This window comes from Stenotrophomonas sp. YJH_SMC_53, assembly GCF_059369995.1.
In genome coordinates this window covers 276,968-302,938 of the sequence record NZ_JCAFTF010000006.1, presented here as the reverse complement: position 1 = coordinate 302,938, position 25,971 = coordinate 276,968, and the positions used below count along the sequence as shown (strand labels likewise).

The following is a 25,971-nucleotide window of genomic DNA, read 5'->3' as shown; positions in this document are numbered from 1 at the left end:
CGCCCCCGACGTGCCCCGGGGGCGGCTCATGTCAGCGCTGCAACAGGCTGAGCACGTTCTGCGGTACCTGGTTGGCCTGGGCCAGCATGGCCGTACCGGCCTGCTGCAGGATCTGGGTGCGGGTCAGTTCGGCGGTTTCCTTGGCGAAGTCGGTATCGCGGATGCGGCTGCGCGATGCGGACAGGTTCTCCGAGGAGGTCTGCAGGTTGGCGACCACCGAGGTGAAGCGGTTCTGGATCGCGCCGAGGTCGGCGCGGACGCTGTTGACCGATTCCAGGGCCTTGTCGACGATCGACATCGCCTTCTGTGCGCCTTCGGCGGTGGTGACGTTCAGGTCCTTGACGAAGCTGGCCGCTGCACCGGTCAGGGTGCCGCCGTTGGTGCTGGTCTCGGTCAGGCCCAGGCCGGCGATGGTCGCGGCGGTGACGCCGGCCGGCGGGGTTGCTGCGCTGACGCCCAGGGCGAAGGTCTGGCCATCCTTGACCGAAGCCAGGCTGATGACGCCGGCATTGACCGAGGCCACCACGCCGGTTTCACCCAGCTTGTTGTTGATCGCCGCAGCGGTGGCCGAGGTGATCGACTCGCCAGCCTTCACGGTGAAGTCGCTGATGGTGACCGTGGTGGCGGTGCCGCCCGGCGGGGTGACCGAGACCTGCAGGCCGGAGTAGGTGGTGTCGGCCGTGGCCTTGTCCACCGCCAGCGCGGTGCCGGTGTAGCCGTTGGCGAAGGTGGCAGCCCCCAGCGAATCGGCCTTGGCGTTGACCACGCTGTTGATGGCAATGGCCTGGCCGGCGTTGGCGCCCACCTGGAACAGCTGGCTGGTGAAGCTGCCGTCCAGCAGCTTGGTACCGTTGAAGTCGGCCTGCTTGGCCACACGATCGATTTCCGAGACCAGCTGGGTCACTTCGGCCTGCAGGGCCTTGCGGTCGCTGGCCGAGTTGGTGGCGTTGGAGGCCTGCACACCCAGTTCGCGGATGCGCTGCAGGTTGTTGCCGACTTCGTTCAGCGAACCCTCGGCGACCTGGGCCAGCGAGATGCCGTCGTTGGCGTTGCGGATGGCCACGTCCAGACCGCGGATCTGGGTGGTGAAGCGCTCGCTGATGGCCAGGCCGGCCGCGTCGTCCTTCGCGCTGTTGATGCGCAGGCCGGACGAGAGGCGCTGGATGGTGGTGGCGAGCGAGCTGCCGCTGGTGCTCAGGTTGCGCTGAGCGTTGAGCGACATCGTATTGGTGTTGATTACCTGTGCCATGGGGTCGTCTCCTCTTATATGGAACCCGTTGGTGAATGAAACGAAGCGCCGCCTGTTTTTTTGTGTGGCTGTGTGCTTCGCCGTTGCCAAATGAATAACGGCGCTTTGTCAACAACCTTTAGCCGTGAATTCCGCTGAAGCCGGAATTCGTTGCCTGAAGCTGTTTTCCCGGGGTTTTCAGCCCTGTTGCCAGGATGGAAGCGAGCCCGGGAGGGGCGGTCGGGCAGGGCCTGACCAGCGCTGATGAAGGTATCGGCGGGGTGCGACCCGGCTTGATGGGCAATCACGGAGAATCGGCCGGAGATGGCCAGAGGGCCGCGTGGTGGCGGGCAGGCGCGCAAACGAAAAAGGCCGCGATGCAGGGCATCGCGGCCTTTCAGGGGTGACGCAGGAGAGGCGTCAGCGCAGCTTGTTGAACAGCGACATCGACTGCATCTGCGAGAAGATCGTCTGCGCCGCCTGCAGTGCGGTGCTCTGCAGCTGGTACTGGCTCAGTGCATCGGCGTAATCCAGGTCGCGCATCTGCGACAGCGTGGTCTTCAGGGTCACGCCATTGGCCTCGCGCATCTCCGCCGCGTTGTCCAGCGCCTTCAACTGCGCACCACCGGCAGCGCGCGAATCGATCATCCGCTCCGAGGCGCGCGCGACGTCGCGCAGTGCGCTCTGCAGCTGATTCTGCTGCGCAGTCATCTGCGCGGTGGTACCGGTGTCGGCACCCAGCGCGGCGACCAGGTTGTCCATGGTGGCGAAGATGTCGCGGCTGCTGGCGGCCTGTACGCTGAAGCTGTCGCCCGCTGCAGGTGCGCCGGTGATGCGCAGGCGCACACCGTTCACTTCCAGGTCGTCGCCAGCCTTGTAGGTGCCGGTGCCGGTCACGTTGCCCGCACCATCCACCACCTCGTACTGGGTGCCGGTGGTGAAGCGCACGCTGAAGCCCTGGCCGTTCCAGCTGTCGCTGCCGTCGCGGGTGATGTTGGTCAGCACGCCGTTGCCGGTGTTGCCGGCCGCGGCGCTGCCGTCAACGAAGCCGTCGCCGGTGGGGATGCGCATGAAGATCTCGCTGCCGGGCAGGGCGTCGCGCACATAGGTATCGGGGCCGACTTCAACCTGGCGCTGGGTCTGGTCGCCGCGATAGACGACCTTGCCGTTGATCTTGGCGAACGGCGGGTCACCGTCGTTGGTGCCACCGAACACGTAGCGGCCGGTACCATCGTCGGCGTTGGCCAGCGACAGCAGGCCATCGCGGATCTGGTTGACCTCGGTGATCAGCGTCTTCTTGTCGGCCGCGCTCAGTGCCGGATTGCTGGCCTGGATGGTCAGATCGTTGACGCGCGCCATCAGGTCGTTGACCTGCGCCAGGGTGTTTTCCTGCACGCCCAGGCGGTTCTGCACATTGCCGGCGTTGAGCTTCATGCGGTCCAGTGCGGCCAGGCTGCGGTCAAGGCCGACTGCAGTGCCGGCGGCAACCGGATCGTCCTTGGCGCTGACGATCTTGCTGCCAGTAGCAATCTGCTGCTCCAGGTGGCTGAGCTTGGCCTGCTTGGCCATCATCAGCGACACCGACTGGTTGAACATCATGCTGGTGGAGATGCGGCTGCTCATCGGCGGACGGCCCCCAGGATGGTCTGGAACATGCTGTCGGCGGTGGAAATCAGCTGTGAGGCAGCCTGGTAGGCCTGCTGCAGGCGCAGCATGTCGGCGGCCTCTTCGTCCAGATTCACGCCGGAGACCTCGTCGCGGGCTTCCTGTGCCTTGTCATTGATCACCAGCTGCGCATCGAGCGAGTACTCGGCCGAGCGGGCGGCAGCGCCGACCTGGGTGGTCAGGCCACCCAGTGCACCGTTCAGTGTCACCGTTCCGGCGTTGAAGGCCTTCGTGCTTTCCACCTTGGCCAGCCTGGAGGCATTGCTGTTGTCCGACGAACCGGCCGGGGTCGGGGTGATGTTGAAGGTATCGCCCACCTTCGGCGCACCGTCCAGTACGAAGCTCCAGCCGTTGGCACTGATGGTCTGGCCAGGCGTATAGGTCTGCGGCGGGCCACCGTCGATGGTGTAGGTGGTCGCCGAGGTGAACACGATCGCGGACGGATTGCGCAGGTTCGCGTTGGCCGAATCGGTGACGGTGACGCCGCTCAGCTTGCCGGTACCGGTGTTGGCGGTGGCGGCTGCGCCCTTGACTGCGGCGGCCGCGGCAATGCGCGACGGATCGGTGATGGCCATCTCCAGGCTGCCGGCCACGCCGGCGGTGGGCTGCAGCAGGAAGCGGTCATTGGCCGCCGGGGTGCCGCCGACGACCAGGTTCACGCCGTTGATCACCAGCGGATCGGCGGCGGTGCCGGTACCGGTCAGGGGAATGCTGGCGCCGGTGTCGGCGCGGCTGGCCTTCCAGGTGGTGCCATCGAACTGCAGCACCACGTTCTGCGCGTCCAGTTTGCCCAGGTCGCCATAGGTGGCGCTGAGGCTGGCGGTTCCGGTATTGCTGTTGTTGCCGGTCACGCGCGGGCTGCCGATGTTGAAGAAGTCCCCGCCCATCTGGCCATACAGATCCACACCCTGGTGGTGGACCTGGTTGAAGCTCTCGGCCAGGCCCACCGCCAGCTTGCCCAGTTCGGCCTGCGCAGGCGTCAGCACGGTGTCGCGGAATTCCAGCAGGCCACCGATCTGGCCACCGACCGCCTTCGGGTCGAGACGGATGGTGTTGCCCTGGGTCTCCAGTGCCAGCTGCAGGCGCTCGGGCTGGTAAGGATCGGCCACGGTGGTGACCTTGGTCGCCGTGGTACCCACCACCAGCGCGTTGCCGCCGGCAGTGTAGACATTCATGATGCCGCCGTCCTGGATCACCGCGGTGCCACCGGTGTAGCCGATCAGCTGGGTGATCAGCTGATCGCGGCGGTCGAGCAGGTCCGGTGCAGCCGAGGCAATGTTGGTGCCGATGGCACCGTTGATCTGCGCGATCTCCTGCGCAAGGCGGTTGACCTCGGTCGCACCGGCCAGCAGGCCGTTGTTGACCTCGCTGTTGAGATTGTTCAGGTGCGTGTTGAGCTGCACGAAGCGGTTGGCCAGCGCCTTGCCACCGTCGAGCATGTTCTGGCGGTCGGCGGTGCCGGCCGCGTTGGACGACAGGCCACTGACCGAGTCGAAGAAGTTCGACCAGACGCCGGCCACGTTGGTGGCGGCATCGGAGAACAGGGCGTTGACCCGGTCGGCCATGCCCGAAAGCTGCTTCAGGCGCGCCAGCTCACCGCTGCTGTCGAGCAGGCGCGAGATCGCCAGCTGGTCGGCCGTGCGACGGATGTCGGTGATGCGGGTGCCGTTGCCGACCGTGCCGTAGCCATAGTTCTGTGGATCGGCGGTGGCGAAGTTGACCTTCTGCCGGCTGTAGCCGGGTGTATTGAGGTTGGCCACGTTGTGGCTGGTGGTCGCCAACGCTCGCTGGAAGGCGAGCAGGGCACCGGTACCGGTGGAAAGTACGCTGGACATGGTGTTCCTCAACGACGGGTGATACCCAGCGCCGCGGTCGCGGTGCTGGCGAAGGTCTGGCCAAGGCGCGAGCCGGCGTCGGCCACGGCGGCTACGGCGCGCTCGATGGTCGGGCCGCCGGCGATCGCAGCGATCTTGGCGGCGTAGCGCGGATCGGTGGCGTAACCGGCGCGCTGGAGGCCACGGGCGAAGCCCTGCACGTCGGTACCGGCCTGCAGGGCCTGCTGGTAGCGCGGGCTGGTCTTCAGCAGGCGCACGTAGTCGGCAAAGCTCTCGGCCGCTGAACCGTAGGCGCGGAAGCTGGCGGTTTCGTTGCGGCGCACGCCATCGACATATTCATGGGTGCCGGCCGTGGCGCGCTGGCCGTTCCAGCCAGTGGCCTTGATGCCGAACAGGTTGTGCGAGGTGCTGCCATCGGCATGCTTGATGTGGCGCTTGCCCCAGCCGGTCTCCAGCGCGGCCTGGGCGACCAGGGCGCGGGCATCCACGCCCAGTTCCCTGGCCGCGCTCTGTGCGTGCTGCCAGATACTGGCGACGAAGCCCTCCGGGGTATGCTCGCCGAGCTGGGCGACCGCGGTGCGCGTGGCCAGGGCATCGGCCGGGCTCACGGCCGTGCCGCGATTGCTGGCCGTCGCCGTCCACTGGTCGCTGTTGGCGGCCCAGTCCTCGCCCTGCAGGCTGCCGATGTACGGATCCTCGGTGCCCAGCGAGCGGTGCAGGCCGCTGCTCTCACGGCCGGCGATCAGGTCCAGTGCCTGCTCCATCGGTGCCAGCGCGGCCTGCGCACCGTGCTGCGCGCCTGCGGCCATCTGCTGCAGCATGCGCACGGCCTGGCTGCCATCTTTCAGGGGCAGCGACGGTGCCGGCCTGGCCGGCGCGTTGAGCTGGTAAGCGCGGCTGGCCTTGGCCGGATCCACGCGGGTATCCAGTGCCGGACCTTCGGCGGCCTGGCCGGACAGCTGGCGGGTGATCATGCCGGACAGGCCCAGGCCCTTGCCGCGGGTCATCGCCTCGGCAATCTTCTGGTCGTACATGTCGCGGAACATCTTGTTCTCGCCGGGAAACAGCGAGTCGCCGAAGCTGGCATCGCGCATGCTCTTGACCAGCATCTGTGCGAACTGGCCTTCCAGCTGGCGAGCGACCTTGTCGATCTTCGCCGGATCGTTCTGCTGCGCCGGGTGCAGGTCGAATGCGGGATTGATGCGCATGTCAGATCACCTCAAGCTCGGCACTCAGTGCGCCGGCCTGCTTCAGGGCTTCCAGGATCGCGATCAGGTCGCCCGGTGCCGCGCCTACGGCGTTCACCGCATGCACGATTTCGTCCAGGGTGGTGCCGCCGCTGAACTTGAACATGCGGCTGCCGTCGTTGGTGGCGGTGATGGTGGACTGCGGGCTGGCCACGGTACGGCCGCCCGACAGCGCATTGGGCTGGCTGACGTTGGTGTTTTCCTGGATGGTCACGGTCAGCGAACCATGCGATATCGCGGCCGGCCCCACGCGCACCTGCTGGCCGATGACCACGGTGCCGGTGCGTGAATTGACCACCACCTTGGCCGGGGCGCTGCCCGGGGTCAGTTCCAGGTTCTCGATGCGCGCCAGCAGGCCGATGCGTGCGCCCGGATCGGTCGGTGCGGTGACGGCGACGGTCACGCCATCGATCGCGCGCGCCGCGCCTTCGCCGAATGCGTTGTTGAGCGCGGCGACCATGCGCGAGACCGTGGTGAAATCGTTGTTGTGCAGGTTCAGGGTGATGTCGCCGCCGTTGGCCAGCGGATCGGGCAGGGCACGCTCCACGGTGGCGCCGTTGGGAATACGGCCGACGCTGGGCACGTTCACCGAGACACGGGAGCCGTCCTTGCCCTGCGCGCCAAAGCCACCCACGATCAGATTGCCCTGGGCGATGGCATAGATCTGGCCATCGGCGCCGCGCAGCGGGGCCATCAGCAGCGAGCCGCCGCGCAGCGACACCGCGTTGCCGATCGAAGACACCGTGATGTCGATCGGCTGGCCCGGCTTGGCGAACGGCGGCAGTTCGGCGTGGATCGCCACGGCGGCCACGTTCTTCAGCTGCGGATTGACGTTCGGCGGCACGTTCACGCCCAGCTCGCCAAGCAGGTTTTTCAGGCTCTGCACGGTAAAGGGCGCCTGGCTGGTACGGTCGCCGCTGCCATCCAGGCCGACCACCAGGCCATAGCCCACCAGCGCATTGCCGCGCACGCCGCCGACCTGGGCGAGGTCCTTGATGCGCTCAGCGCTGGCCGGGGCGGCCACGATCAGCAGCATCAGCGACGCGATCAACGCCACGCGTCGCTGCCAGGAAGGAGAGAAGGAGAAGTTCATGGCCATACTCAGAACGGCGTCAGGCCGGAATTGAAGAAGCGGCTCAGCCAGCCCATCGCGTTGGACTGCGCGACCGGGCCGCGGCCGCCGTAGACGATGCGGGCCTCGGCTACGCGGCTGGAAGGGATGGTGTTGTCCTGGCTGATGTCGCCCGGGCGCACGATGCCCTGCACCTGCACCAGTTCATCGCCCTGGTTCAGCCGCAGGTTCTTCTGCCCCTGCACCACCAGGTTGCCGTTGGGCAGGCGCTGGATCACCGTGACCGTGACGCTGCCCTGCAGGCGGTTGCTCTGCGCGCTGTTGCCCTTGCCGGTGAAGTCACGCGCGCCCTTGGCGGTGGCACTGAGGATGTCCTTGCCGCCCAGGGTGACCGGCGCACCAAGGATGGACGGCGTGCCCAGGCTCAGGTTGGATTCCTTGTTGGTGGCTGTGTTGGCGCTGGTCTGCGCGGTGGTGTTTTCCAGCAGGGTGATCGTCAGCAGGTCGCCGACATCGCGTGCGCGGCGGTCCGAATACAGCTGCAGGGTCGGGCCAGCGGCGTAGATCGCACCGGCGGTGGGCGCGGCCTGCGGCGGCATGATCGGCTGGATCGGTGCCATCGCCGGATAGGGGCGCACGTCGCCCGCGATCACGCAGCCACCGAGCAGGGCGACCACGGTGCAGGCGAGGGCAGTACGGGCGAGGTTGGAAATGGGCGACATGGCGGTTTCCCGGTTGGGCCGGTCAGATCTTGTTGTTGAGATAGCCGAGCATCGAGTCGGTGGTGGAGATCGCCTTGGCATTCATTTCGTAGGCGCGCTGGGTTTCGATCATTGACACCAGCTCTTCCACGACATTGACGTTGCTGCCTTCCAGCGCACCCTGCACCACGGTGCCGAGACCGTTCAGGCCGGGATTGCCGTTCTGTGCCGGGCCCGAGGCCGTGGTTTCCAGGAACAGGTTCTCGCCGCGCGCCTGCAGGCCGGCCGGATTGACGAAGTCGGTCAGGGTCAGCGCACCGACTTCCACCGACGCGGCGTTGTCGGCCATCTTCACGCTGATGGTGCCGTCGCTGCCGATGGTGACCGACTGCGCGCCCTCGGGAATCTGGATGCCCGGCTGCACCGGGTAGCCGCTGTTGGTGACCAGCTCGCTGTCCTGGTTGATCTTGAACGAGCCATCACGGGTGTAGGCCGAGCTGCCGTCGGGCATCTGCACTTCGAAGAAGCCGCGTCCGTTGACCATCACGTCCAGTGCGCGGCCGGTCTGCTGCTGGCCACCCTGCTCGAAGTTCTTGGCGGTGGCGACCACGCGCACGCCGGTACCCAGCTGCAGGCCGGTCGGCAGCTGGGTCTGCGCCGACGAAGAGCCGCCCGGCTGCCGCACCTGCTGGTACAGCAGGTCCTCGAAGCTGGCGCGGTCCTGCTTGAAGCCGGTGGTGTTGGTGTTGGCGAGGTTGTTGGAAACCACCGACATGCGCATCTGCTGCGCATCCAGTCCGGTTTTCGCGATCCACAATGCCTGGTTCATCTTCGGAGTCCTGTCTGGGTGAAGCCGGCCGCGCAATGCGGCCCTTGGTAGCGGGTGTGCAAGCGGTGTGCCAGCGCCGCGCCCGGGCAGCGCCGGAAATCCGTCAGCTGCCCAGGCGGAGCAGGCTGTTGGCGCTGCGCGCGTTGTCGTCGCCGTGCTTGATCACCTGAACCTGCATTTCGTACTGGCGCTGCAGCTGGATCATCTGCACCAGCGCACCGGCGGCATCGACGTTGCTGCCCTCCAGTTGCCCGCTGTGCACGGCGGTGCCCTGTGCCGGTGCGAACGGCTGGCGCGGGTCGGTGTTGCGGAACAGGCCATCCAGGCCGCGCTCGAGGCGCTCGTCCGGCGCCTGCACCACCTTGATCCGGCCGATCTGCGCCATCGTCTGCGGGCCTTCGCCCTGCGGGATGATCGAGATCGTGCCGTCGGCGCCGATCTCCATCGCCTGGTAGGGCGGAATGGCGATCGGGTTGTTGTTGTCATCCAGTACCGGACGGCCGCTGGAGGTCACCAGCTGGCCGTTCGGCGTCACCGACAGGGCTGCGCCACGCGTATACGCTTCGCTGCCATCGCTCGCCTGCACCGCCAGCCAGGTGCCGCTCTGCAGTGCAAGGTCCAGCGGTTTGCCGGTGATGTGCTGCGCGCCGGGCCGGCGGTTGAAGCCGGCGTCGACGTGCAGCGCATCCACCCGCGAGGCAAAGCCCGGACCCTTGATCGGGAAGGCTTCGGTGTTGGCCAGCGCTTCCTTGAAGCCAGGAGTGTCCGAGTTGGCGAGGTTGTGGCTGAGCGTTCCCTGCGCCTGCAGGGAGGCGCGGGCACCGGTCATCGCCACGTAAAGGGCTTTATCCATGCGGGGAGTTCCGTGACAGGGTCAGCAGCTCATCAACGGATGTTGATGACGGTCTGGGTGATCTGGTCCTGCGTGGTGATCATCTGCGCGTTGGCCTGGAAGTTGCGCTGCGCGGTGATCATGTTGACCAGCTGCTCGGTGAGATCGACGGTGGACGCTTCCAGCGAGCCGGCCTGGATCTTGCCGAGGTTGGAGGTGTCCGGCATGCCGGTGCGCGGCGTGCCTGATTCGAAGGTCTCCACCCACAGGTTGTTGCCCTTCGATTCCAGGCCCTGCGTGTTGTTGAAGGTGGTCAGTGCGACCTGGCCCAGCGGCTTGTCGTCGCCGTTGGAATAGCGGGCGTAGACCACGCCGGATTCGGACACGGTCACTTCGTTGAGCTTGCCGGCGGCATAGCCGTCCTGCTGGGTGTTGCGCAGCGCGAATTTTTCGCCGTACTGGGTCGAGCCGCTCACATCCAGCGTCATGTTCAGCACGCCGGCACCGGTGGTCGGGGTGAAGGTGCCGAGGCTGACCTTGCCGTTGGCCGGCGCGGTGAGCTTGCCGCTGTTGTCGAAGGTGACCGGGGTCGGCGCGCCGGCCGGCTGGCCATCCACGTAGTTGCGTACGGTCCACTCGTTCGGGTTGGCACCCTTCACGAAATACGACACCTGGATGTGGCTCACGCCCAGCGAGTCGTACACGGTGATGCCGCCGCTGGAGTGGTTGTAGCTGTTCGAATCGGCCGGGTCGAAGGTCGCCACCGTCGGCTGCTTGGCGTTGGCCGGCAGGGTGAAGCCCACCTTCACTTCGCTGGTCTGCTTCGGCGGGCTGTCGGTGGTCAGCAACTGCAGGTCGACCAGGCGGCCGGCATCGAAGTTGGTGCCATCGGCATTCGGCGCGAACACCTGCAGGCGCGCGCCCTGCGGATTGACCACGTAACCGGCCGAATCGGTCTGGAAGTTGCCGGCACGCGAGTACACGCGCGAACCATTCATGTTCATGGTGAAGAAGCCTTCACCGGAAATGGCCATGTCCAGGCTGCGCCCGGTCTGCTCGTTGTGGCCCTGGATGAACTGCTGGGCGACGTTGGAGACGCGCACGCCCGAGCCGGTCTGGTTCTTCGACAGGCCGTAGCTGGTGGAGGCGAACAGATCGGCGAACTCGGCGCGCGACTGCTTGAAGCCGGTGGTGTTGACGTTGGCGACGTTGTTGGCGGTGACGCTCAGGTCGGTGTTGGCGGCATTGATGCCGGACAGCGAGACATTGAAGCCCATGGGATGCTCCTGGTTGATGCGGGATGTGCGGCTCAGCTGACGCGGAGCACGTAGTCGATCGGGGCCGTGCCCAGGCCCTTGAGGTTCAGGTACAGGCCGTCGGATCCGACGGTCACGCTTTCCACCGGCGCCTGCACATAGGTGGACAGCTTGGTGCTCTTGCCGGCGGTATCGACATGGTTGGCAACGATGGAATACTTGCCCGGTTCCATGCGCTTGCCGTTGGCGTCCTTGCCGTCCCACTGGAAGGCGGTTTCGCCTGCTGCCTTGGCTTCCACGCTCAGCGAGGTGACCTTGGCGCCGGTGGCATCGGTGATATCCACGGTGATGATGCCGGCCGACGGCGCGGCCACCGTGCCCTCGACGCTGCCTTCCTTCTCCAGCACCAGCTTTTCCGATGGCACCAGCACCTCGTGGCCGACCAGCGCCGCGCCACGCAGCACCTGGTCGCTGGCCATCGATTCCTGGAAGCCCTTCACCGTCTTGTTCAGATCGGTGATGCCCTGCACGGTGGACATCTGCGCCATCTGCGCGACCATCTGCGTGTTGTCCATCGGCTTCAGCGGATCCTGGTGCTGCAGCTGCTCGGTCATCAGGCGCAGGAAGTCGGCCTGGTCGAGCGTGTTCTTCTTTTTCGTGGCGTTGCTGTTGGGGGCGTTAAGGCCCAGCGCGGAATAGACGTCCTGGCTGGTCTGGTTGTTGACGGCGGTGGTCATGGCGGTATCCGGTGCTGCGGGCCTCAGCGGCCCATGGTCAAGGTGGCCAGGGCCAGTTCCTTGGCGGTGGTCAACATTTCCACGCCGGCCTGGTAATTGCGCGAGGTCGAGATCAGGTTGACCATCTGCGCCACCGGATCGACGTCGGGCTGGTAGATGTAGCCATCGGCGTCTGCCAGTGGGTGGCCCGGCTCGTAGCGCTTGATCGGCGCCGCCTCGCTCTGGGTGATCTCCTTCACCTTCACCGAGGTGATGTTGGGATCGTTCTTGCTGGTGACGGCCTGGAAGATCGGCTCCAGCGGCTTGTACACGGCGTCGGCAGAACCGGCGACGGTGTCGGCATTGGAGAGGTTGGAGGCGATGGTGCTCATGCGCACCGACTGCGCCTGCAGCGCGGAGCCGGCGATATCGAAGATCGGCAGGTTGCTCATGGCTTATTGCCCCGTGATCGCAGTCAGCATGGAACGCACCTTGCTCTCGACGAAGCTGAGCGAGGCGCGGTACTCGAGCGCGGCTCGGCCATAGGCGGCACGCTCGGCATCGGGATCGACGGTGTTGCCGTCCAGGCTGGGCTGCACGCCCTCGCGCGCGATCTGGAACGGGTTCAGGCCACTACTGATTTCGTAGTGCTGCTCATGGGTGGTGGCCATCAGGCCGTTGGCATCCTGCCCCTGGGCATGGCGCAGGGCGGCATCGAAGTCCAGGTCCTGGGCCTTGTAGCCGGGCGTGTCGGCATTGCCGAGGTTGCTGGCGATCAGCTTCATCCGCTGTTCGCGCAACGGCATGGCCTGGGCGTGGACGCCCAGGTAGTCGGTAATCAGGTTGCGCACGGTGCACTCCCACGGGAACGTTGCCCGGGAAGCTGCAAGGGGTGTGCCAAAGTGCGCGCGACATCACGTCCGCCGGGCATGGCCCGGCGCTACCCCAGGGGTGGGGGAGGTTGTGGTAGCGCCGGGCCATGCCCGGCGGAGACCCGTGACGCGGCCTTACGCCGCCATCGCCACCTTGCGCAGGCGGTCCAGCACGAAATCGGCCAGCTCGTGCGGCGAGTACTTGGCGACGAAGGCGTTGGCGCCGACACGCTCGACCATGGCGTTGTTGAAGACACCCGACAGCGAGGTGTGCAGCAGCACGTAGAGGCCGGCCAGGCCCGGATGGCGCCGGATTTCCGTCGTCAGCGTGTACCCGTCCATGGCCGGCATCTCGATGTCGGAGATGACCATGGCATAGCGTTCGGCGGGGTTTTCGCCCGAGGCTTGGATCTGCAACAGGTGGTCGAGAGCCTGCTTGCCATCGGAAAGCAGGGTGGCACCCACGCCCAGCTGATCCAGCACGCTGCGGATCTGCTGGCGGGCCACGCGCGAGTCGTCCACCACCAGCACCTGCAGCTGGGGGCCATCGGCGGGCATTGCCATCGCCGGATCGAGTACGGCGTCACCGCGGACCTGGGCGATATCGGCCAGCACGCTTTCAACGTCGATCACCTGGATCAGCTCACCCTGGAAGCGGGTTACCGCGGTCAGGTAGCTCGACTCGGCGCCAAGCTCCGGCGGCGGGTGGATGTCTTCCACCGCGATGTTGACGATGCGTTCGACGCCGCTGACCAGGAACCCCTGGATCGAGCGGTTGAATTCGGTGACGACCAGGTAACCCGGCGAGGTATCGGCATCGGGCTCACGTTCGGGGTGGCCGATGGCCAGGCCCAGGTCCAGCACCGGCACCGAGCGGCCGCGCACGTCGGCCACGCCGGCGAACTGGCTGGGCAGGCCGGGTACCTGGAACAGCTCCGGGCGCCGCAGGACTTCCTGCACCTTGAAGACATTGACGCCAAAAAGCTGACGTCCGCCGAGACGGAACAGCAGCAGCGCCAGGCGGTTGTGGCCGGCCAGGCGGGTCCGCTGGTCGATCCGGTTGAGCAGGTCATGGGACATGGCTGCTGTATCGGCGCGTTGGGCGCCAAACTTGAGGGCGCTCTGCCACTGCGCGCTCCACACCGCAATTGTGGTGTCGCGCCATGTTCGACCGAGGCAGCTCTGCCCCTCTGGCACACCCCTTGCACGCACCTGGGCCAGCTCTTGCCGATTGAAGGAGGCGCCATGTGCCGGGTCACATCTCTATTCGCCATCGCGCTGGCCGTGGCCTCGCCGTGGGCGGCTGCCGCCGACTGGCAGCCGGTGGCAAGCATCCGCGCGGCGGCCTTGTCGACGCTGCCGGCGGGCAGCGAGGGCGAGGCCCAGGTGGCCGATGCGCTGCGCCTGCCGAAGTGCGGGGGGGCGTTACAGGTGCAGCCCACCGCCAACACCACGGTGGAAGTCAGCTGTCCGGATGCGGGCGGCTGGCGCCTGTTCGTGCCGGTAAAGGTGCGGCGCAACCAGACCGTACTGGTGCTCAACCGCGGAATCGGTACTGGAGAAACCCTCACTGCCGCCGATATCACCACTGCCCAGCGTGACGCTGCCCGGATTGCCGGCGCGGTGCTGTCCGATCCCAATGCAGCGATCGGCCGCGTCGCCCGCCGTCCGTTGCAGGCCGGAGCCCTGCTGTCGAACAACGATCTGGTGGTGCAGCGTCTCATCAAGCGAGGAGACAATGTGGCCCTGGTGTCGCGTCGCGGCTCGGTCGAGGTCCGCATTGCCGGCCGTGCGATGGGTGATGCCGGTGAGAACGAACGGGTCTCGGTCGAGAACCTGTCCTCGCGGCGGATCGTGCAAGGCACGGTCGACGCCGCAGGTGACGTAATCGTGGCGCGTTGAATTACCGCAAAATATCCCTAAAGATCACGGCCCTGCGGCCGTTATCCCTTGTGAACGGCAACTCCAGGACACCCCATGAGCCAGAAAATCGACGGCAACCTGCAGGTCCCCCAGGCACTGCGCAGCGTGACGACCCCGGCCAACAAGCCCGGTGTCAGCACCGATGCGGCGGCGCGCCCGGTCGAGGCGGCCGACAGCCTGCGCCTGACCGGCGAGGCCACCAATCTGCAGGCCATCGAGCGCGAGCTGACCACCGCCCCGGCGATCGACGCCCAGCGCGTGGCCGCCGTGCGCGAGTCGCTGCAGAACGGCACCTACAAGATCAATCCGGACGCGATCGCATCGCGCATGCTCGATCTGGACCAGCAGCTGCACGGATGACTGCGGCGATGAGCGAGCCGCTGCAGCGTCTCGCCCAGGCCCTGGACGTTGAACGCCAGGCCCTGGTCGAGCACGACGTGCACGCCCTGATCCGGGCTACCGGCGCCAAGCTGGAAGCGTTGCGTGCGCTGGAAGGCGCGCCACCGGTGGGCGAGGGCGAACAGCTGCAGGAACTGGCCGAGCGCAACCGGGCCAACGGCGTGCTGCTGTCGCGCCGCCGCCGCGAGGTGAACTGGGCGCTGCGCCAGCTCGGCCGCACCGAAGACGCCTCGGCCTACGATGCCAAGGGCCAGTCGCACACGGTCAGCATCGGCCGGCCCCTCGCCGTCGCCTGAGGCGACGGCGGTCGCATAACCCCTCCCGGCGGGCTGAAGCCCGCTGCATGACCGCGTATATTGGGCGCCTGTTCGAACGTCCCGAGTCGCCGTGTCCGCTGCCAACGCCCTGGTTACCGCCCCCCTTCCGCCGCAGCCGGTGCTGCAGGCCCTGCTTGAGCGCCTGCGCGAAGGCCTGCTGCTGTTCACCGATGACGGGCGGGTGGCCCTGGCCAATCCGGCCGCACAGAACCTGCTGGCCAGTGGCGAGGACGGCGGGTTGCCGCCGCCGCAGCGCCTGCGCGAACTGCTGCCGCCCGATGCGCTGGAACAGGCTCGCCAGCATGGTCACTGGAATGGCAGCCTGCCGCTGGGCGAGGGCGTGGTCATCGCCCATCTGTACCACCATGGTCCGGTCGGCCAGGGGCATTTCCTCGCCCTGTTCCGCCACATCGAAGGGCAGGAAGACTACGAACGCGAGCTGCAGCAGCGCCATGCCGAACTGCGCCAGGCCTACCTGCGCCTCAATGGCACCCAGGAAAAGCTGCTGCAGTCGGAGAAGATGGCGTCGATCGGCCAGCTGGCCGCCGGCGTCGCGCACGAGATCAACAACCCGATCGGTTACGTGCACTCCAACCTGGGCAGCCTGCAGGAATACCTGCGCAGCCTGTTCACCGTGATCGAAGCCTACGAGCGCGCCCTGCGCGCGCCGGACCCGAAAGCGCTGATTCCGGAAATCGATGATATCCGTGACCGTCTGGATATCGATTTCATCAGCCGCGACCTGCCGCAGCTGATGGCGGAATCGCGCGAAGGCATCGAGCGGGTCACCCGCATCGTGCGCGACCTGAAGGATTTCTCGTATTCCGGCCGCGACGAGTCGTGGAAGCTGGTCGACCTGCACGCGGGCCTGGAATCGACCATCAACATCATCTGGAACGAACTCAAGTACAAGGTCACCCTGGTGCGCGAGTTCGGCCAGTTGCCCCTGGTGGAGTGCCTGCCATCGGAGTTGAACCAGGTCTACATGAACCTGTTGCTCAACGCCGGCCATGCCATCGCCGAGCGCGGCACGATCACGGTGCGTACCGGCGTTGATGGCGATCACGTTTGGGTCGAGTTCGAAGATACCGGCGGTGGCATCTCGCCGGAACTGCGCCAGCGCATCTTCGATCCGTTCTTCACCACCAAGCCGGTTGGCAGTGGCACCGGCCTGGGCCTGTCGATCTCCTACAGCATCATCAACAAGCACCACGGCCGCATCGACCTGGACAGCACGCCCGGCGTGGGCTCGCGCTTCCGTGTGGTGCTGCCGGTCAAGCAGCCGCGCTGACCGCTTCTGGCAATGCCGGCCGCTGGCCGGCAACCTCATTGAACCCGATATCCAGAGCAGCCGGCCAGCGGCCGGCTCTACCAGAGGGGAGGGTTACCGCAATGGGCGATCCTCGCCGCCATCTCCGCTCTCCACCGGCGCCGGGCCGGCATTGCTGCGGCGCTGTTCCTCGTACGTGCGGAACGCCTGGTGGATGTGCTTGCGCAGCTCGTCGTCGTTCCACGGTTTGGTCAGGAAGCGATAGATCGCGCCGCGGTTGATCGCATCGGTCACCGTGTTCAGATCGGTATAGCCCGACAACACCAGGCGGATCGTATCCGGGTACAGCATCTTCACCCGGCCCAGGAACTCGGTGCCGCTCATGTCGCTCATGCGCTGGTCGGACAGGATCACCTGCACGTCGTTGATCGCCAGCAGGTCGAACGCATCGCGCACGTTGCCGGCGGCCAGGATGCGGTAGCCGTCGCGGCGGAACAGGCGCACCAGCGAGCGCAGCACGTTCTCCTCGTCATCCAGCAGCAGCAGCGTCCGGTCCGGGCGCGTCTCGGCGAAGGCTTCCGGGCGCAGGTAGCGGCGGCGCAGGGTCATGCCGGCGGCATCGGCCGACATCGGTTCGCCGAACAGGTAGCCCTGGAACACGTCGCAGTCGTTGCGGCGCAGGAAGCCCAGCTGCGCCTGCGATTCCACGCCGTTGGCAATCACGGTCATGCCCAGCTGGTGGCCCATGGCGATGATCGCGCGGGCGATGGCCGCTTCACGATTGCCGGCCGGCGCGCTCTTGATGAAACTGCGGTCGATCTTCAGCTTGTCCACCGGGTAGCGTACCAGCGCGCTGAGGCTGGAGTCGCCGGTACCGAAGTTGTCCAGGCTCAGGCTGATGCCTTCGTTGCGCAGGTTGGCCAGCGTTTCGTGGACGAAATTGACGTTGTTGGTCAGCGCACTCTCGTTGATCTCCAGCGTCAGCATGTGCGCCGGTACGCCCGCCGCCTGCAGCAGTGACATCACTTCGGCGAAGAAGTTCGGCCGCAGCAGCTGCAGGGTGGACACGTTCACTGCGATGGTGAAGTCATCGAAGCCCTGGTCGCGCCACAGCCGCGCCTGCTTCAAGGCGCCTTCCAGCACCCAGGTGCCGATCTGCACGATGATCCCCAGGCGTTCGGCGGTGCGCATGAAGCGCTCCGGCACCAGCATGCCCAGGGTCGGCGACTGCCAACGCAGCAGCGCTTCCATGCCCACCACGTGGCCGTCGCGCGCGCTTACCAGTGGCTGGTAGCGCAGCTTCAGCTCGCCATTGGGAATGGCATCGACGATCTGGCGCGCGATGATGCTCTCGCTGTGCGCGCTTGGCGGGGTGTCCACCGCATGGATGCGCACGGCATTGCCGCCTTCGCGGGCGGCCTGGTACAGCGCATCCTCGGCATGGTCGAGCAGGCGCGAGGTGCTGCTGGCATGTTCCGGGCACAGGCTCACGCCCAGCTTGCCGGTCATGAACAACGTGTACGGCAGCACCGACAGCGGCAGCTCCATCTGTTGGCGGATCTCCTCGGCGAAATCCTCCGGCAACGGCAGATCAGCGGTGCGCGGCACCGCGATCAGGAACTCGTCGCTGCCATGTCGCCACAACTTGCCGCGCCCGCGCAGGTAAGACTGCAGGCGCTGTGCCACCAGCACCAGCGCCTGGTCGCCCACTTCGGCACTCATGTTTTCGTTGACCGATGCGAAATGGTCGATGTCCACGTGCATCAGCATCAGTGCGATGCCGCCTGAGGCTGCCTCGGCAACCATTGCCTGCAGCTCGGGGTTGCCGGCGCCAAGGCGGTCGGGAGCGTCATCGATGCTGACCGGGGGCAGGTTGGGATTCCACATGGTTCAGTATTCCGGTGAATCGACGGCAGCCCTGCTGGCCGCCTGGTAGGGGAGGTGGACATCGACCAGGGTGCCTTCGCCATGCGCGGATTCAATCCGCACGTGACCACCGACGCTCTGTGCGCGCTCGCGCATCACGATGAGGCCCAGGCCGCGCGGGCCGTCCGGATCGAAGCCTTCGCCGTCATCGCGGATCTGCAGGTGCAGGCCGCGCTGGCCGACATCGCGCAGCTGCAGCAGGACCTGGCTGGCGCGCGCATGGCGCAGCGCATTGGTCAGGCTTTCCTGTGCGATGCGGAAGCAGGCCTGTTCGATGCTGTTGTCGGGGCGATGCGGCAGCGGCTCGATCTCGGCCAGCAGCTCCACCGGCGAGGAGCGGAACAGAACCCGCGCCTGCCAGCTGAGCGCTGCCTCCAGGCCCAGCGCATCCAGCTGCGGGGGGCGCAGCAGGGTGGAGATGTCGCGCAGTTTGGCCACGGTGGTGTCGGCCAGGCTGACGATCTGCGCCAGATCCTGCCCACGCCGCTGCGGATCGTCCTCTTCCAGCGCGGCGTGCGCCGACAGCTTGATCGCGGTGATGGCCTGGCCGATGTCATCGTGCAGGTCGCGCGAAATCGCACGACGTTCGTCCTCCTGCAGCGAGAACAGCCGCCCGGCCATCGCCTGCAGTTCGCGGTTGCTGGTTTCCAGCGCGCTGCGGATGCGCTCGGAATCACTGAGGTCGCGCACGATCAGCAGCTTGCAGTCGCGGCCACCGTAGCGCACGTCGCCCACCGCCAGGCCGGCATGGAAGCTGCGGCCGTCGCCGCGCTGCATGGCCACCACGCTGCTGTGGCCCGGTCCCAGGTGCGGCTGGCCGGCACGCAGCTGGCTGCGCACCCGCGGCAGGTCTGCGGCAGCGACCAGCGCAGACAAGGGCTCGCCCAGCAGGGTATGGCTGCCGTAGCCGAACAGGCCGGCGGCCCAGGCGTTGGCGTACAACACATGTTCGTCGGAGAGGATCACCACGCCGTCGGGCAGTACCCGCACCAGCTCGCGGAACTGCTCCTCGCGCTCGCGCAGCAGTCGCCGCGACTGCTCGCGTTCGGTCACGTCCTGCAGCGTGCCCAGCACGCGGTTGCGGCCAGCCTCATCGAGACCACTGGCGGCGCGCAGGTGCACCATCAGCGCGCGCCCGTCCATCGACAGCAGCGGCAGCAGCACGTCCACCTGTACCGGCTCGCCGGAGCACAGCTCGGCCAGCAGCTGCTCGGTCTGGGTGGCGGTGGCCGGGTCGGCCGGCACCAGCAGTTCGTCGAAGCGGTGCCAGCGGCGGGCTTCGGGCGGGCGGCGGCCGAGCAGGCGATAGACCTGGTTGGAATAGCGGCCCAGCCCGGTGGACGGGTCCAGCTCCCAGGCGCCGATGCGGGCCAGTTCGTGGGCTTCTTCCACCCGTGCCAGCGCCTGGTCGCGACGCAGCTGGGCCAGGTCCTCGGCAGTGCGATCGATGGCGATCAGCAGGCGCGCATTGTGACCGTCGTAACTGATCGCGTTGGAGCGCAGTTCCATCTGCCGCAGCGCGCCATCGCGCAGCTGCAGCTGCGCGCGCAGGATGCACAGCTCGTCGGGCGCCTCGCGGATCGCCTCCAGCTTGGCCTGCAGCGCCTGGCCCTGGCCGGGTGGCCACAAGGCGTCGATGGTCTGTTCCAGCAGCTCATCGCGCTCCCAGCCGAAAGCGGTGCAGGCGGCTGGGTTGGCGTCGAGGATCGCCAATGTATCCAGGTCATAGACGAGGATCGGGCCGGGGTTGCCCTCGAACATCTGCCGCAGGCGCAGCTCCGAGGCCTGCTGGCGGGCGTGGGTATGCAGCACGTGCTCGGCCAGCGGGCGCAGCAGCAGGTACAGCAGGCCCGCGCTGGCCAGGGCGAAGAACGAGCCCTTCAGGCCCTGCCACAGGGCCGCCTGCTGCGGATCGGGCACCAGCGCCTGCACCACGCTGTCGGTGGAGATCATCCAGGCCAGCGCCATCACCAGGTAGCTCAACACCACCCGCCGCCGGTCACGGCTCAGTGCCTGCGCCATCCGCGGGTCGGGAACTGGGGCGTTGCCGGTCGGTTCTGCGGGCATGGACGGGGTGGGTGAAAGGGGCGCCGGTCATCTTACCCCGCAGCGTGCCGTCACCACTCAATTATCCGCCGCAGGCGCCGTTAACCACTGCGTGCCCCGCTGACGGGCGAGTCATCCGGAGCAAGATCGCGTGGACCAAGGGATCATCGCCAGCCTGCTGCAGCACCCGCTTGCGTCGGCGCTGGTCATCGTCGACCGTACCGGGCGCCCGCTGGCGGCCAATCCGGCCGCGCGCGAGCATGGCCTGCCGGCCACCGTGGCTGCCTATGCGCCAATGCTGGAAGATCTACGCCTGATGGCCGCCGATGGCGGCATCGTGCCCTGCACGCTGCCGGGCGGCCCGCGCGGCCACTACGACGGCCACCTGCGCGCCGTGCATGACGGTGCCGGCAACCTGCTGGCGTTCACCCTGAGCATTCCCGAGCCGGTGCCGGTCGATGGGGGTGGGCGCTGGGAACTGGCACTGGACAGCGCCGGTCATAGCCTTTGGGACTGGGACATCCCCAGTGACCGGGTGGCGCGCACGCCGGCGCTGGGCGACGAGACGGCCACCGAACTGCTGTCGCGCGTGCACAGCGAGGACATCGACCAGGTGCGTGCCGCGCTCGACGAGCACCTGCGCGGGCGCAGCGAGCAGTACAGCGCACAGTTCCGCTTCCGCCAGGCCGATGGCCAGTGGCGTTGGGTGCTGGATCGCGGCCGCGTGGTCGCGCGCACCGCCGATGGCCAGCCGCTGCGCATGGTCGGCACGCATACCGATATCGAGCAGCAGAAGCAGCTCGAATCGCTGCTGCAGGAACAGCAGCTGCACCTGAGCGAGGCCCAGCGCATCGCCAGCATGGGCAGCTGGTCGTTCGACCCCAACAGCGGGCACTTCTGGTGGTCGCCGGAACTGCGCTCGCTGCTGGCGCTGGAGCACGGCGCCGTGCCCGGCCAGCGGCGCTGGCTGAAGCAGCTGCATCCGCGCTCGCGTGGCGCGTTGCGTGCGGCATGGCGGCGGCTGTGGCGCGATGGTCGTGCCGCCAATCTCGAGCTGGAGCTGACCCGTGGCCATGAGCCATCGCAGCACCTGCGGCTGTGGATGCAGCCGCTGCTGGACATGGACGGGCAGCCCAAGCGCCTGCTCGGCCAGGTGCAGAACATCACCGAACAGCACCAGACCGACGCGTTGATTCGCTGGCGCACCGAACTGCTGAACCGGGTTTCCGCGCTGGGCCGCATCGGCGGCTGCGAGATCGAGGTGCAGACCCGGAGCATGCAATGGACCGAGGAATGCTATCGCATCCACGGCCTGCGCAAGGAGCCGATCACCCTCGATCAGGCGATGGCGCTGTATACCGAAGACTCGCGCGATGCGTTCGAGGCGGCACTGGCCCGCATCGCCAACGGCGGCCTGCCCGAGCAGCTGGACCTGTGCTTCTACCGCCAGTCCGGCCTGCGTGTCTGGGTGCAGGTGCTGATCGAGCTGGATCGTCGTGACGGACTGCCGCCGCGCTTCGTGGTGCTGTTCCGTGACATCACCCGCGAGCGCGAGGCCAACGAGCGCATTGAACTGCTGGCCCACTACGACCTGCTCACCGGCCTGCCCAATCGCGTGCTGCTCGGCGAACAGACCGCCGAGGCCATCGAGGAGGCGCGTGATCGCGGCACCTCGTTGGCGATGCTGTTCATCGACCTGGACGGCTTCAAGACCATCAACGACAGCTTCGGCCACGCCACGGGTGATGCGCTGCTGAAGGCTGCCGCCACCCGCCTGCACCAGAACCTGCGCAACAATGATCTGTTTGGCCGTTTCAGCGGCGACGAGTTCATCGTCGTACTGCGCGACCTGGCTGAGCCCGAGGATGCGGGACATGTCGCCCGCAAGCTGATCGCCTCGCTGGCCGAGCCGCTGCGCCGTGGCGAGACCACGCTGAAGGTCGGTGCCAGTGTCGGCATCGCGATGCTGGGCGATGCGCAGACCGATTTCGATTCACTGCTGCGCGCTGCCGACGCTGCGATGTACGCGGCCAAGGAAGCCGGACGCAACACCTACCAGTATTACAGCCAGGACGCACTGGCCCGCATCCAGCGCAGGCTGGAGCTTGAGCACGCGCTGCACGGTGCGATCGAGCGCGAGGAGTTCAGCCTGGCCTATCAGCCGCTGCTGCATGCCCACCAGGGCGAGCCGCCGGCAATCGAAGCACTGCTGCGCTGGCATCGCCCCGGCATCGGCTATTGCAGCCCGGCCGAGTTCATTCCCATCGCCGAGAAATGCGGCGAGATCGTACGCATCGGCGACTGGGTACTGAACGAAGCCTGCCGTCAGGCAACCGCCTGGGACCGGGCTGGACTGCACTTCGACCGCATCGCGGTCAACGTATCGGCGGTGCAGCTGCGCGACCGTGGCTTCGCCGAACGTGTGATCGAGATCTGCCATGCCCACGGCTGGCCGCCGCAGCGGCTGGAGCTGGAGCTGACCGAATCGGCGCTGATCCGTGACACCGACATCCTGCGCCACTGCTTCGACGTGCTCGAACGGCACGGCGTGCCGCTGGCGGTGGACGACTTCGGTACCGGCTTTTCCAACCTCAACTACCTCAACCGCTTCCCGGTGGGGCGCCTGAAGATCGACCGCAGTTTCGTGCAGGGCATGCTGCACGACTCCGGCACGGCCGAAGTGACCCAGGCCATCGTGCACCTGGGCCACGCGCTGGGCATGAAGGTGGTGGCCGAGGGCGTGGAGACGCACCAGGAAGAAGACATGCTGCGCCGCCAGGGCTGCGACGAGATCCAGGGCTACCTGTACTCGCGCCCGCTCAGCCCGCGTGACCTGGCGCAATGGCTGCGGCAGCAGCGTCCGCTACCGATGCGCACCGACGCCAGCAGCGAAGCGGTGCTGGTGCGCTGACCACCCGACGCTGGTAGGTGCCGACCGTTGGTCGGCACGAATGCCTGCGCTCGGCGTAACCCCACCCTCGTGGGCATGGATCTTAGTCGGCACCAATGCCTGCACATGCGACCCTCCACGCATGGCGTGGATCTACCTCGGAAAATCCGCCTTCAACTGCATGCGCAGCGCCTCGACGATGGCGGCATAGCGGCGCTTCTGGACCAGATAGCTGGCCAGGAACAGCGGCAGTACCAGCAGCATCGGCGCCACCATCGGGCGCATCGCCACCAGTGGCAACAGCAGCAGCGACAGCATTGCCACGAACCAGCTGCACAGGCCGATCACCCGCACCTCGTGCCGCCGTGCGTTGAGCACGATGCGTCCACGCATCACCGGGAAGTAGCGCAGGCCGAAGCTCGGCGCGAAGCTCTCGCGGAACGCCATGCTGCCATCGGGCAGCGCATGGAAGGCCAGTCGCAGCCAGTTGTCATGTGGCAGGTCACGTTCCAGGCTGCCCAGCGAGAGGCGGGCCTGCATGGCCGGTGACGCCGCAATGCGCTCGTTGAACAGGGTGATGCCCCAGCTGAAATAGCCGGCCACCCAGGCCATCAGAAGGACCGTTTCGATCAGGAGTACTGCGATCAGAGCGATGGCCATCGGTCTTCCATGAACGGGACCGGTGGATCATGCCACTGCCCGAACAGTAGATCCACGCCATGCGTGGATGGCAGGCGGTCCGAGCCACCATCCGGGTGGGCCGCCCAGCGACTCAAGCAGCCTCTTGGCGTCAGTCCTCTTCCACCAGATCGCTGAGATCCAGAATCTGTGGAGCAACACTGTGCGCTACGATGCCTCGGATCATTCCGGGCTTGGCCCGAAGTGAATAGGCTCGCATCGTATGGATGGGATTGAATTCCAACCACGGGCAGGATGAGTGTCCCACGATAACGGGCATGTTGAAACTGATGTCCTTTGGGTCATCAAGTGGCAGGGTCCACTTCCCACCGTGTGCCAGCCTGACGGTCTCCCCTAGATATCGGGCGAACACGACCCTCAGAGAGTCCCGCTCATCCTCAGACAGCGTGGCTGCCATCAAGTCATGGAGGTGTTCCAGCCTGTCGAGGCTTTCGAGGCTGCAATCCAGTTCAATGCCATGCATTTGAGCCTGCGCGACCAGCCATTCAATCTGGCCGTCCATCAACATCAGGAAGTGCTCAAAAGCCTCGCGGGCTTCTTCCAGATTGAACGTCATTCAGAGGCCAGAGAGACGGGGGAGGGCGGCAGTATGTCCTCTTCCCCTTCCTCAGCCTATACAACAAATCCTAAAGGGCGACAGGCAAAGCAGAGGTTGCAGGTATCGCGTCGTCCATCCACGCATGGCGTGGATCTACTTCAGCGCTTCGCCATCCAACCCCAGGTCCCACGCCAGCCCCAGCAGTTCCTCGTCCGCCGGCGACGGCGCCGGGCGCGCGTCCGCCAGCTGCTGCAGCTCGCAGATTTCCTCGCGGGCGACCTCTTCCAGCTTTTGCAGCTGCTCACGCACGCTCGCGTTGCGCGGGCGCTCGGTGTCGGTGAGGGAGGGCAGGGCGCGGATCAGGGTCATGGTGCGCGTACAGGATGCATCCAGCGGCGGGTCACAGGCAAAGGCCCCGGACGAACCGGGGCCTTGCGGGCTGCCGGCGAGGGCAGCGGACATCAGGATCAGAACAGCTCTACCGTGCCGGCACCCATGCTCTGCTGGGCAACCGGCTTGTGCGGCGGGCGTTCCCATTCGCTGCGCAGTTCGCGCAGGCGGTTGCCTGTGCGCTGCAGGGCCGTGGCGATCTCTTCGTCGAACACGCCGCCATTGCGGTGCAGCAGTTCCTGCAGGGCCACCGCTTCACGGTTGATCGCGGTCAGGCGGTCCAGGTGGGTGTGCACGCCGCCCAGCGCCTGGGTGGCGATGTCTTCGAACTGCAGGGCGCGCACGGCTTCGGCCACGCTGCCATCGATCGCACGTGCGCACTCGGAGACTTCGCGCATGCCGTCGCCGAGCGAGGCATTGATCTGCGCGACATTGTCGAGCATTGCCGCCGCTTCCTGGCGTGCTTCGCGGGAGCGGTCCATGTCACGCGAGGCCATGTGCGAGACCGTCTCGCGCACCTTGGCGATGGCGTCCTTGGAGCTGTGCGCCAGCTTGCGGATCTGCTCGTTGAAGGTGGTCGAGCGCTCGGACAGGTTGCGCACTTCGTCGGCGACCACCGCGAAGCCTCGTCCGGCTTCACCGGCACGCGCGGCTTCGATGGCGGCGTTCAGCGCCAGCAGGTTGGTCTGGTCGGCGATCGACTTGACGTCTTCCAGCAGCGCGAAGATGCCATCCAGGTGCTGTGCCATCTGGTCGATGTGCTGCACGGTGGTGCTGCTCTGGCCGCTCACCTGTTCCAGCGCTTCCACCAGCTGTTCCATGCGGTGGCTGGCGTGCTGGGCGAAACGGGCAACGTCGAGGCCGGCATTGCCTTCATCGCCGGCGCGGTCGACGATGCGCGACAGCGCCTGGCTCTGCTGGCGCGACTTGCGGTTCATCGCATCGAAGCTGCCGCCCAGGCTGGAGACCGCCTGGCGGATCAGGTCGCGGGCGCGTTCCACTTCACCACGCGAACCGTCGATTTCGTTGCCGACGAAGTTGCGCAGTTCGGTCAGCAGCTGGTCCTGCTCACGCAGGACACGGGCATGTTCCGGGGAACGATGCGCCTGGGCGCGGGTGGTCCACCACGCAAAGCCGAGCCAGCTCAGCGTCATCGTGGTCAGGATCGCCCAGCGCAGGGCGGCCGGCCATTCGAAACCGATGGCGAAGGGGAGCAGCAGGGTCAGAGCCAGGGGGGCGGCCAGACGGATGAAAATGCGTGAGTACATGGACGTTCTCGGGAGGTGCACGGAGGATGTATCGGCCGTACCCCCTTTCTCT

24 protein-coding genes are annotated in these 25,971 nt (G+C 66.8%); 5 read left to right on the top strand and 19 right to left on the bottom strand.

Going from position 1 to position 25,971, the window contains the following annotated elements:
• Positions 1-31: 31 nt before the first annotated feature.
• From AC5P7X_RS12155 to AC5P7X_RS12095, 13 genes are all read right to left on the bottom strand, one after another.
• Entirely contained in the window at positions 32-1,249 is a 1,218-nt protein-coding gene (locus AC5P7X_RS12155; RefSeq protein WP_005416451.1) for a flagellin, read from the bottom strand.
• 399 nt (positions 1,250-1,648) lie between these two features.
• On the bottom strand, positions 1,649-2,851 hold the full coding sequence (gene flgL / locus AC5P7X_RS12150; protein ID WP_053496687.1) for a flagellar hook-associated protein FlgL: 1,203 nt from the start codon (positions 2,849-2,851) through the stop codon (positions 1,649-1,651).
• On the bottom strand, positions 2,848-4,728 hold the full coding sequence (gene flgK, locus AC5P7X_RS12145; protein ID WP_053496686.1) for a flagellar hook-associated protein FlgK: 1,881 nt from the start codon (positions 4,726-4,728) through the stop codon (positions 2,848-2,850). Before flgK ends, flgL begins: the two co-directional genes overlap by 4 nt.
• Positions 4,729-4,736: 8 nt before the next feature.
• Positions 4,737-5,936 (bottom strand): flagellar assembly peptidoglycan hydrolase FlgJ, encoded by a 1,200-nt coding sequence (flgJ, locus tag AC5P7X_RS12140; protein ID WP_053496685.1) that lies wholly within the window; start codon positions 5,934-5,936, stop codon positions 4,737-4,739.
• 1 nt (position 5,937) lies between these two features.
• Positions 5,938-7,068, bottom strand: a complete 1,131-nt coding sequence (locus AC5P7X_RS12135) for a flagellar basal body P-ring protein FlgI (protein ID WP_053496702.1) — start codon at positions 7,066-7,068, stop codon at positions 5,938-5,940.
• 8 nt (positions 7,069-7,076) lie between these two features.
• A complete protein-coding gene (flgH, locus tag AC5P7X_RS12130; RefSeq protein ID WP_005416456.1) occupies positions 7,077-7,769 on the bottom strand; it encodes a flagellar basal body L-ring protein FlgH in 693 nt (230 codons plus the stop codon).
• Between the two features lie 22 nt (positions 7,770-7,791).
• Complete coding sequence (gene flgG, locus AC5P7X_RS12125; protein WP_005416457.1) at positions 7,792-8,577, bottom strand: flagellar basal-body rod protein FlgG; 786 nt, start codon at positions 8,575-8,577, stop codon at positions 7,792-7,794.
• Positions 8,578-8,680: 103 nt separating this feature from the next.
• Positions 8,681-9,430 carry a flagellar basal body rod protein FlgF gene (locus AC5P7X_RS12120; protein ID WP_053496684.1) on the bottom strand — a complete coding sequence of 250 codons (750 nt, stop codon included), beginning with the start codon at positions 9,428-9,430 and terminating at the stop codon, positions 8,681-8,683.
• Positions 9,431-9,462: 32 nt separating this feature from the next.
• Entirely contained in the window at positions 9,463-10,686 is a 1,224-nt protein-coding gene (flgE, locus tag AC5P7X_RS12115) for a flagellar hook protein FlgE (RefSeq protein WP_053496683.1), read from the bottom strand.
• 32 nt (positions 10,687-10,718) lie between these two features.
• Positions 10,719-11,402 (bottom strand): flagellar hook assembly protein FlgD, encoded by a 684-nt coding sequence (locus AC5P7X_RS12110; protein ID WP_053496682.1) that lies wholly within the window; start codon positions 11,400-11,402, stop codon positions 10,719-10,721.
• A gap of 23 nt (positions 11,403-11,425) precedes the next feature.
• Positions 11,426-11,833, bottom strand: coding sequence for a flagellar basal body rod protein FlgC (gene flgC, locus AC5P7X_RS12105; RefSeq protein WP_005416461.1), 408 nt, complete (start codon positions 11,831-11,833; stop codon positions 11,426-11,428).
• Positions 11,834-11,836: 3 nt separating this feature from the next.
• Positions 11,837-12,232, bottom strand: a complete 396-nt coding sequence (gene flgB, locus AC5P7X_RS12100) for a flagellar basal body rod protein FlgB (protein ID WP_005409576.1) — start codon at positions 12,230-12,232, stop codon at positions 11,837-11,839.
• Between the two features lie 156 nt (positions 12,233-12,388).
• Positions 12,389-13,333 (bottom strand): chemotaxis protein, encoded by a 945-nt coding sequence (locus AC5P7X_RS12095; RefSeq protein WP_005416462.1) that lies wholly within the window; start codon positions 13,331-13,333, stop codon positions 12,389-12,391.
• Positions 13,334-13,498: 165 nt separating this feature from the next.
• On the opposite strand from AC5P7X_RS12095, the gene flgA reads away from it, so the two are divergent.
• The 4 genes from flgA to AC5P7X_RS12075 all read left to right on the top strand — a co-directional run bounded on the left by flgA (position 13,499) and on the right by AC5P7X_RS12075 (position 16,183).
• Entirely contained in the window at positions 13,499-14,155 is a 657-nt protein-coding gene (flgA, locus tag AC5P7X_RS12090) for a flagellar basal body P-ring formation chaperone FlgA (RefSeq protein WP_005416463.1), read from the top strand.
• A 75-nt stretch (positions 14,156-14,230) separates the two neighbouring features.
• Positions 14,231-14,536, top strand: coding sequence for a flagellar biosynthesis anti-sigma factor FlgM (gene flgM, locus AC5P7X_RS12085; protein WP_005409579.1), 306 nt, complete (start codon positions 14,231-14,233; stop codon positions 14,534-14,536).
• A complete protein-coding gene (locus AC5P7X_RS12080) occupies positions 14,533-14,871 on the top strand; it encodes a FlgN family protein (RefSeq protein ID WP_014037132.1) in 339 nt (112 codons plus the stop codon). Before flgM ends, AC5P7X_RS12080 begins: the two co-directional genes overlap by 4 nt.
• Positions 14,872-14,962: 91 nt before the next feature.
• Positions 14,963-16,183 (top strand): ATP-binding protein, encoded by a 1,221-nt coding sequence (locus AC5P7X_RS12075; RefSeq protein ID WP_053496680.1) that lies wholly within the window; start codon positions 14,963-14,965, stop codon positions 16,181-16,183.
• Between the two features lie 93 nt (positions 16,184-16,276).
• Here AC5P7X_RS12075 and AC5P7X_RS12070 read toward each other — a convergent pair whose 3' ends face one another.
• Both AC5P7X_RS12070 and AC5P7X_RS12065 read right to left on the bottom strand, forming a co-directional pair.
• Positions 16,277-18,049, bottom strand: coding sequence for an EAL domain-containing protein (locus AC5P7X_RS12070; RefSeq protein WP_005416466.1), 1,773 nt, complete (start codon positions 18,047-18,049; stop codon positions 16,277-16,279).
• Between the two features lie 3 nt (positions 18,050-18,052).
• A complete protein-coding gene (locus AC5P7X_RS12065; protein ID WP_032954159.1) occupies positions 18,053-20,155 on the bottom strand; it encodes a sensor histidine kinase in 2,103 nt (700 codons plus the stop codon).
• A 130-nt stretch (positions 20,156-20,285) separates the two neighbouring features.
• On the opposite strand from AC5P7X_RS12065, the gene AC5P7X_RS12060 reads away from it, so the two are divergent.
• On the top strand, positions 20,286-23,045 hold the full coding sequence (locus AC5P7X_RS12060) for a bifunctional diguanylate cyclase/phosphodiesterase (protein ID WP_049461077.1): 2,760 nt from the start codon (positions 20,286-20,288) through the stop codon (positions 23,043-23,045).
• Between the two features lie 132 nt (positions 23,046-23,177).
• Here the strand turns inward: AC5P7X_RS12060 and AC5P7X_RS12055 are convergent, their stop codons facing one another.
• From AC5P7X_RS12055 to AC5P7X_RS12040, 4 genes are all read right to left on the bottom strand, one after another.
• Entirely contained in the window at positions 23,178-23,684 is a 507-nt protein-coding gene (locus AC5P7X_RS12055; RefSeq protein ID WP_346607193.1) for a hypothetical protein, read from the bottom strand.
• Between the two features lie 130 nt (positions 23,685-23,814).
• Positions 23,815-24,279 (bottom strand): hypothetical protein, encoded by a 465-nt coding sequence (locus AC5P7X_RS12050; protein ID WP_346607194.1) that lies wholly within the window; start codon positions 24,277-24,279, stop codon positions 23,815-23,817.
• Positions 24,280-24,414: 135 nt separating this feature from the next.
• Positions 24,415-24,723 carry a hypothetical protein gene (locus AC5P7X_RS12045; protein ID WP_346607195.1) on the bottom strand — a complete coding sequence of 103 codons (309 nt, stop codon included), beginning with the start codon at positions 24,721-24,723 and terminating at the stop codon, positions 24,415-24,417.
• A gap of 5 nt (positions 24,724-24,728) precedes the next feature.
• Positions 24,729-25,919 (bottom strand): methyl-accepting chemotaxis protein, encoded by a 1,191-nt coding sequence (locus AC5P7X_RS12040; RefSeq protein WP_005416472.1) that lies wholly within the window; start codon positions 25,917-25,919, stop codon positions 24,729-24,731.
• Positions 25,920-25,971 lie beyond the last annotated feature (52 nt).

Bases quoted from the DNA above. Each gene is read 5' to 3' on its own strand.
- AC5P7X_RS12045 (WP_346607195.1), bottom strand. From the start codon at position 24,723: ATGTCCGCTGCCCTCGCCGGCAGCCCGCAAGGCCCCGGTTCGTCCGGG.
- AC5P7X_RS12095 (WP_005416462.1), bottom strand. From the start codon at position 13,333: ATGTCCCATGACCTGCTCAACCGGATCGACCAGCGGACCCGCCTGGCC.
- flgA (WP_005416463.1), top strand. From the start codon at position 13,499: ATGTGCCGGGTCACATCTCTATTCGCCATCGCGCTGGCCGTGGCCTCG.
- flgM (WP_005409579.1), top strand. From the start codon at position 14,231: ATGAGCCAGAAAATCGACGGCAACCTGCAGGTCCCCCAGGCACTGCGC.
- AC5P7X_RS12120 (WP_053496684.1), bottom strand. From the start codon at position 9,430: ATGGATAAAGCCCTTTACGTGGCGATGACCGGTGCCCGCGCCTCCCTG.
- AC5P7X_RS12055 (WP_346607193.1), bottom strand. From the start codon at position 23,684: ATGGCCATCGCTCTGATCGCAGTACTCCTGATCGAAACGGTCCTTCTG.
- flgE (WP_053496683.1), bottom strand. From the start codon at position 10,686: ATGGGCTTCAATGTCTCGCTGTCCGGCATCAATGCCGCCAACACCGAC.
- flgC (WP_005416461.1), bottom strand. From the start codon at position 11,833: ATGAGCAACCTGCCGATCTTCGATATCGCCGGCTCCGCGCTGCAGGCG.
- AC5P7X_RS12110 (WP_053496682.1), bottom strand. From the start codon at position 11,402: ATGACCACCGCCGTCAACAACCAGACCAGCCAGGACGTCTATTCCGCG.
- AC5P7X_RS12080 (WP_014037132.1), top strand. From the start codon at position 14,533: ATGACTGCGGCGATGAGCGAGCCGCTGCAGCGTCTCGCCCAGGCCCTG.
- AC5P7X_RS12070 (WP_005416466.1), bottom strand. From the start codon at position 18,049: ATGTGGAATCCCAACCTGCCCCCGGTCAGCATCGATGACGCTCCCGAC.
- flgK (WP_053496686.1), bottom strand. From the start codon at position 4,728: ATGTCCAGCGTACTTTCCACCGGTACCGGTGCCCTGCTCGCCTTCCAG.
- flgG (WP_005416457.1), bottom strand. From the start codon at position 8,577: ATGAACCAGGCATTGTGGATCGCGAAAACCGGACTGGATGCGCAGCAG.
- flgJ (WP_053496685.1), bottom strand. From the start codon at position 5,936: ATGCGCATCAATCCCGCATTCGACCTGCACCCGGCGCAGCAGAACGAT.
- flgL (WP_053496687.1), bottom strand. From the start codon at position 2,851: ATGAGCAGCCGCATCTCCACCAGCATGATGTTCAACCAGTCGGTGTCG.
- AC5P7X_RS12040 (WP_005416472.1), bottom strand. From the start codon at position 25,919: ATGTACTCACGCATTTTCATCCGTCTGGCCGCCCCCCTGGCTCTGACC.
- AC5P7X_RS12135 (WP_053496702.1), bottom strand. From the start codon at position 7,068: ATGAACTTCTCCTTCTCTCCTTCCTGGCAGCGACGCGTGGCGTTGATC.
- AC5P7X_RS12050 (WP_346607194.1), bottom strand. From the start codon at position 24,279: ATGACGTTCAATCTGGAAGAAGCCCGCGAGGCTTTTGAGCACTTCCTG.
- AC5P7X_RS12065 (WP_032954159.1), bottom strand. From the start codon at position 20,155: ATGCCCGCAGAACCGACCGGCAACGCCCCAGTTCCCGACCCGCGGATG.
- AC5P7X_RS12155 (WP_005416451.1), bottom strand. From the start codon at position 1,249: ATGGCACAGGTAATCAACACCAATACGATGTCGCTCAACGCTCAGCGC.
- flgH (WP_005416456.1), bottom strand. From the start codon at position 7,769: ATGTCGCCCATTTCCAACCTCGCCCGTACTGCCCTCGCCTGCACCGTG.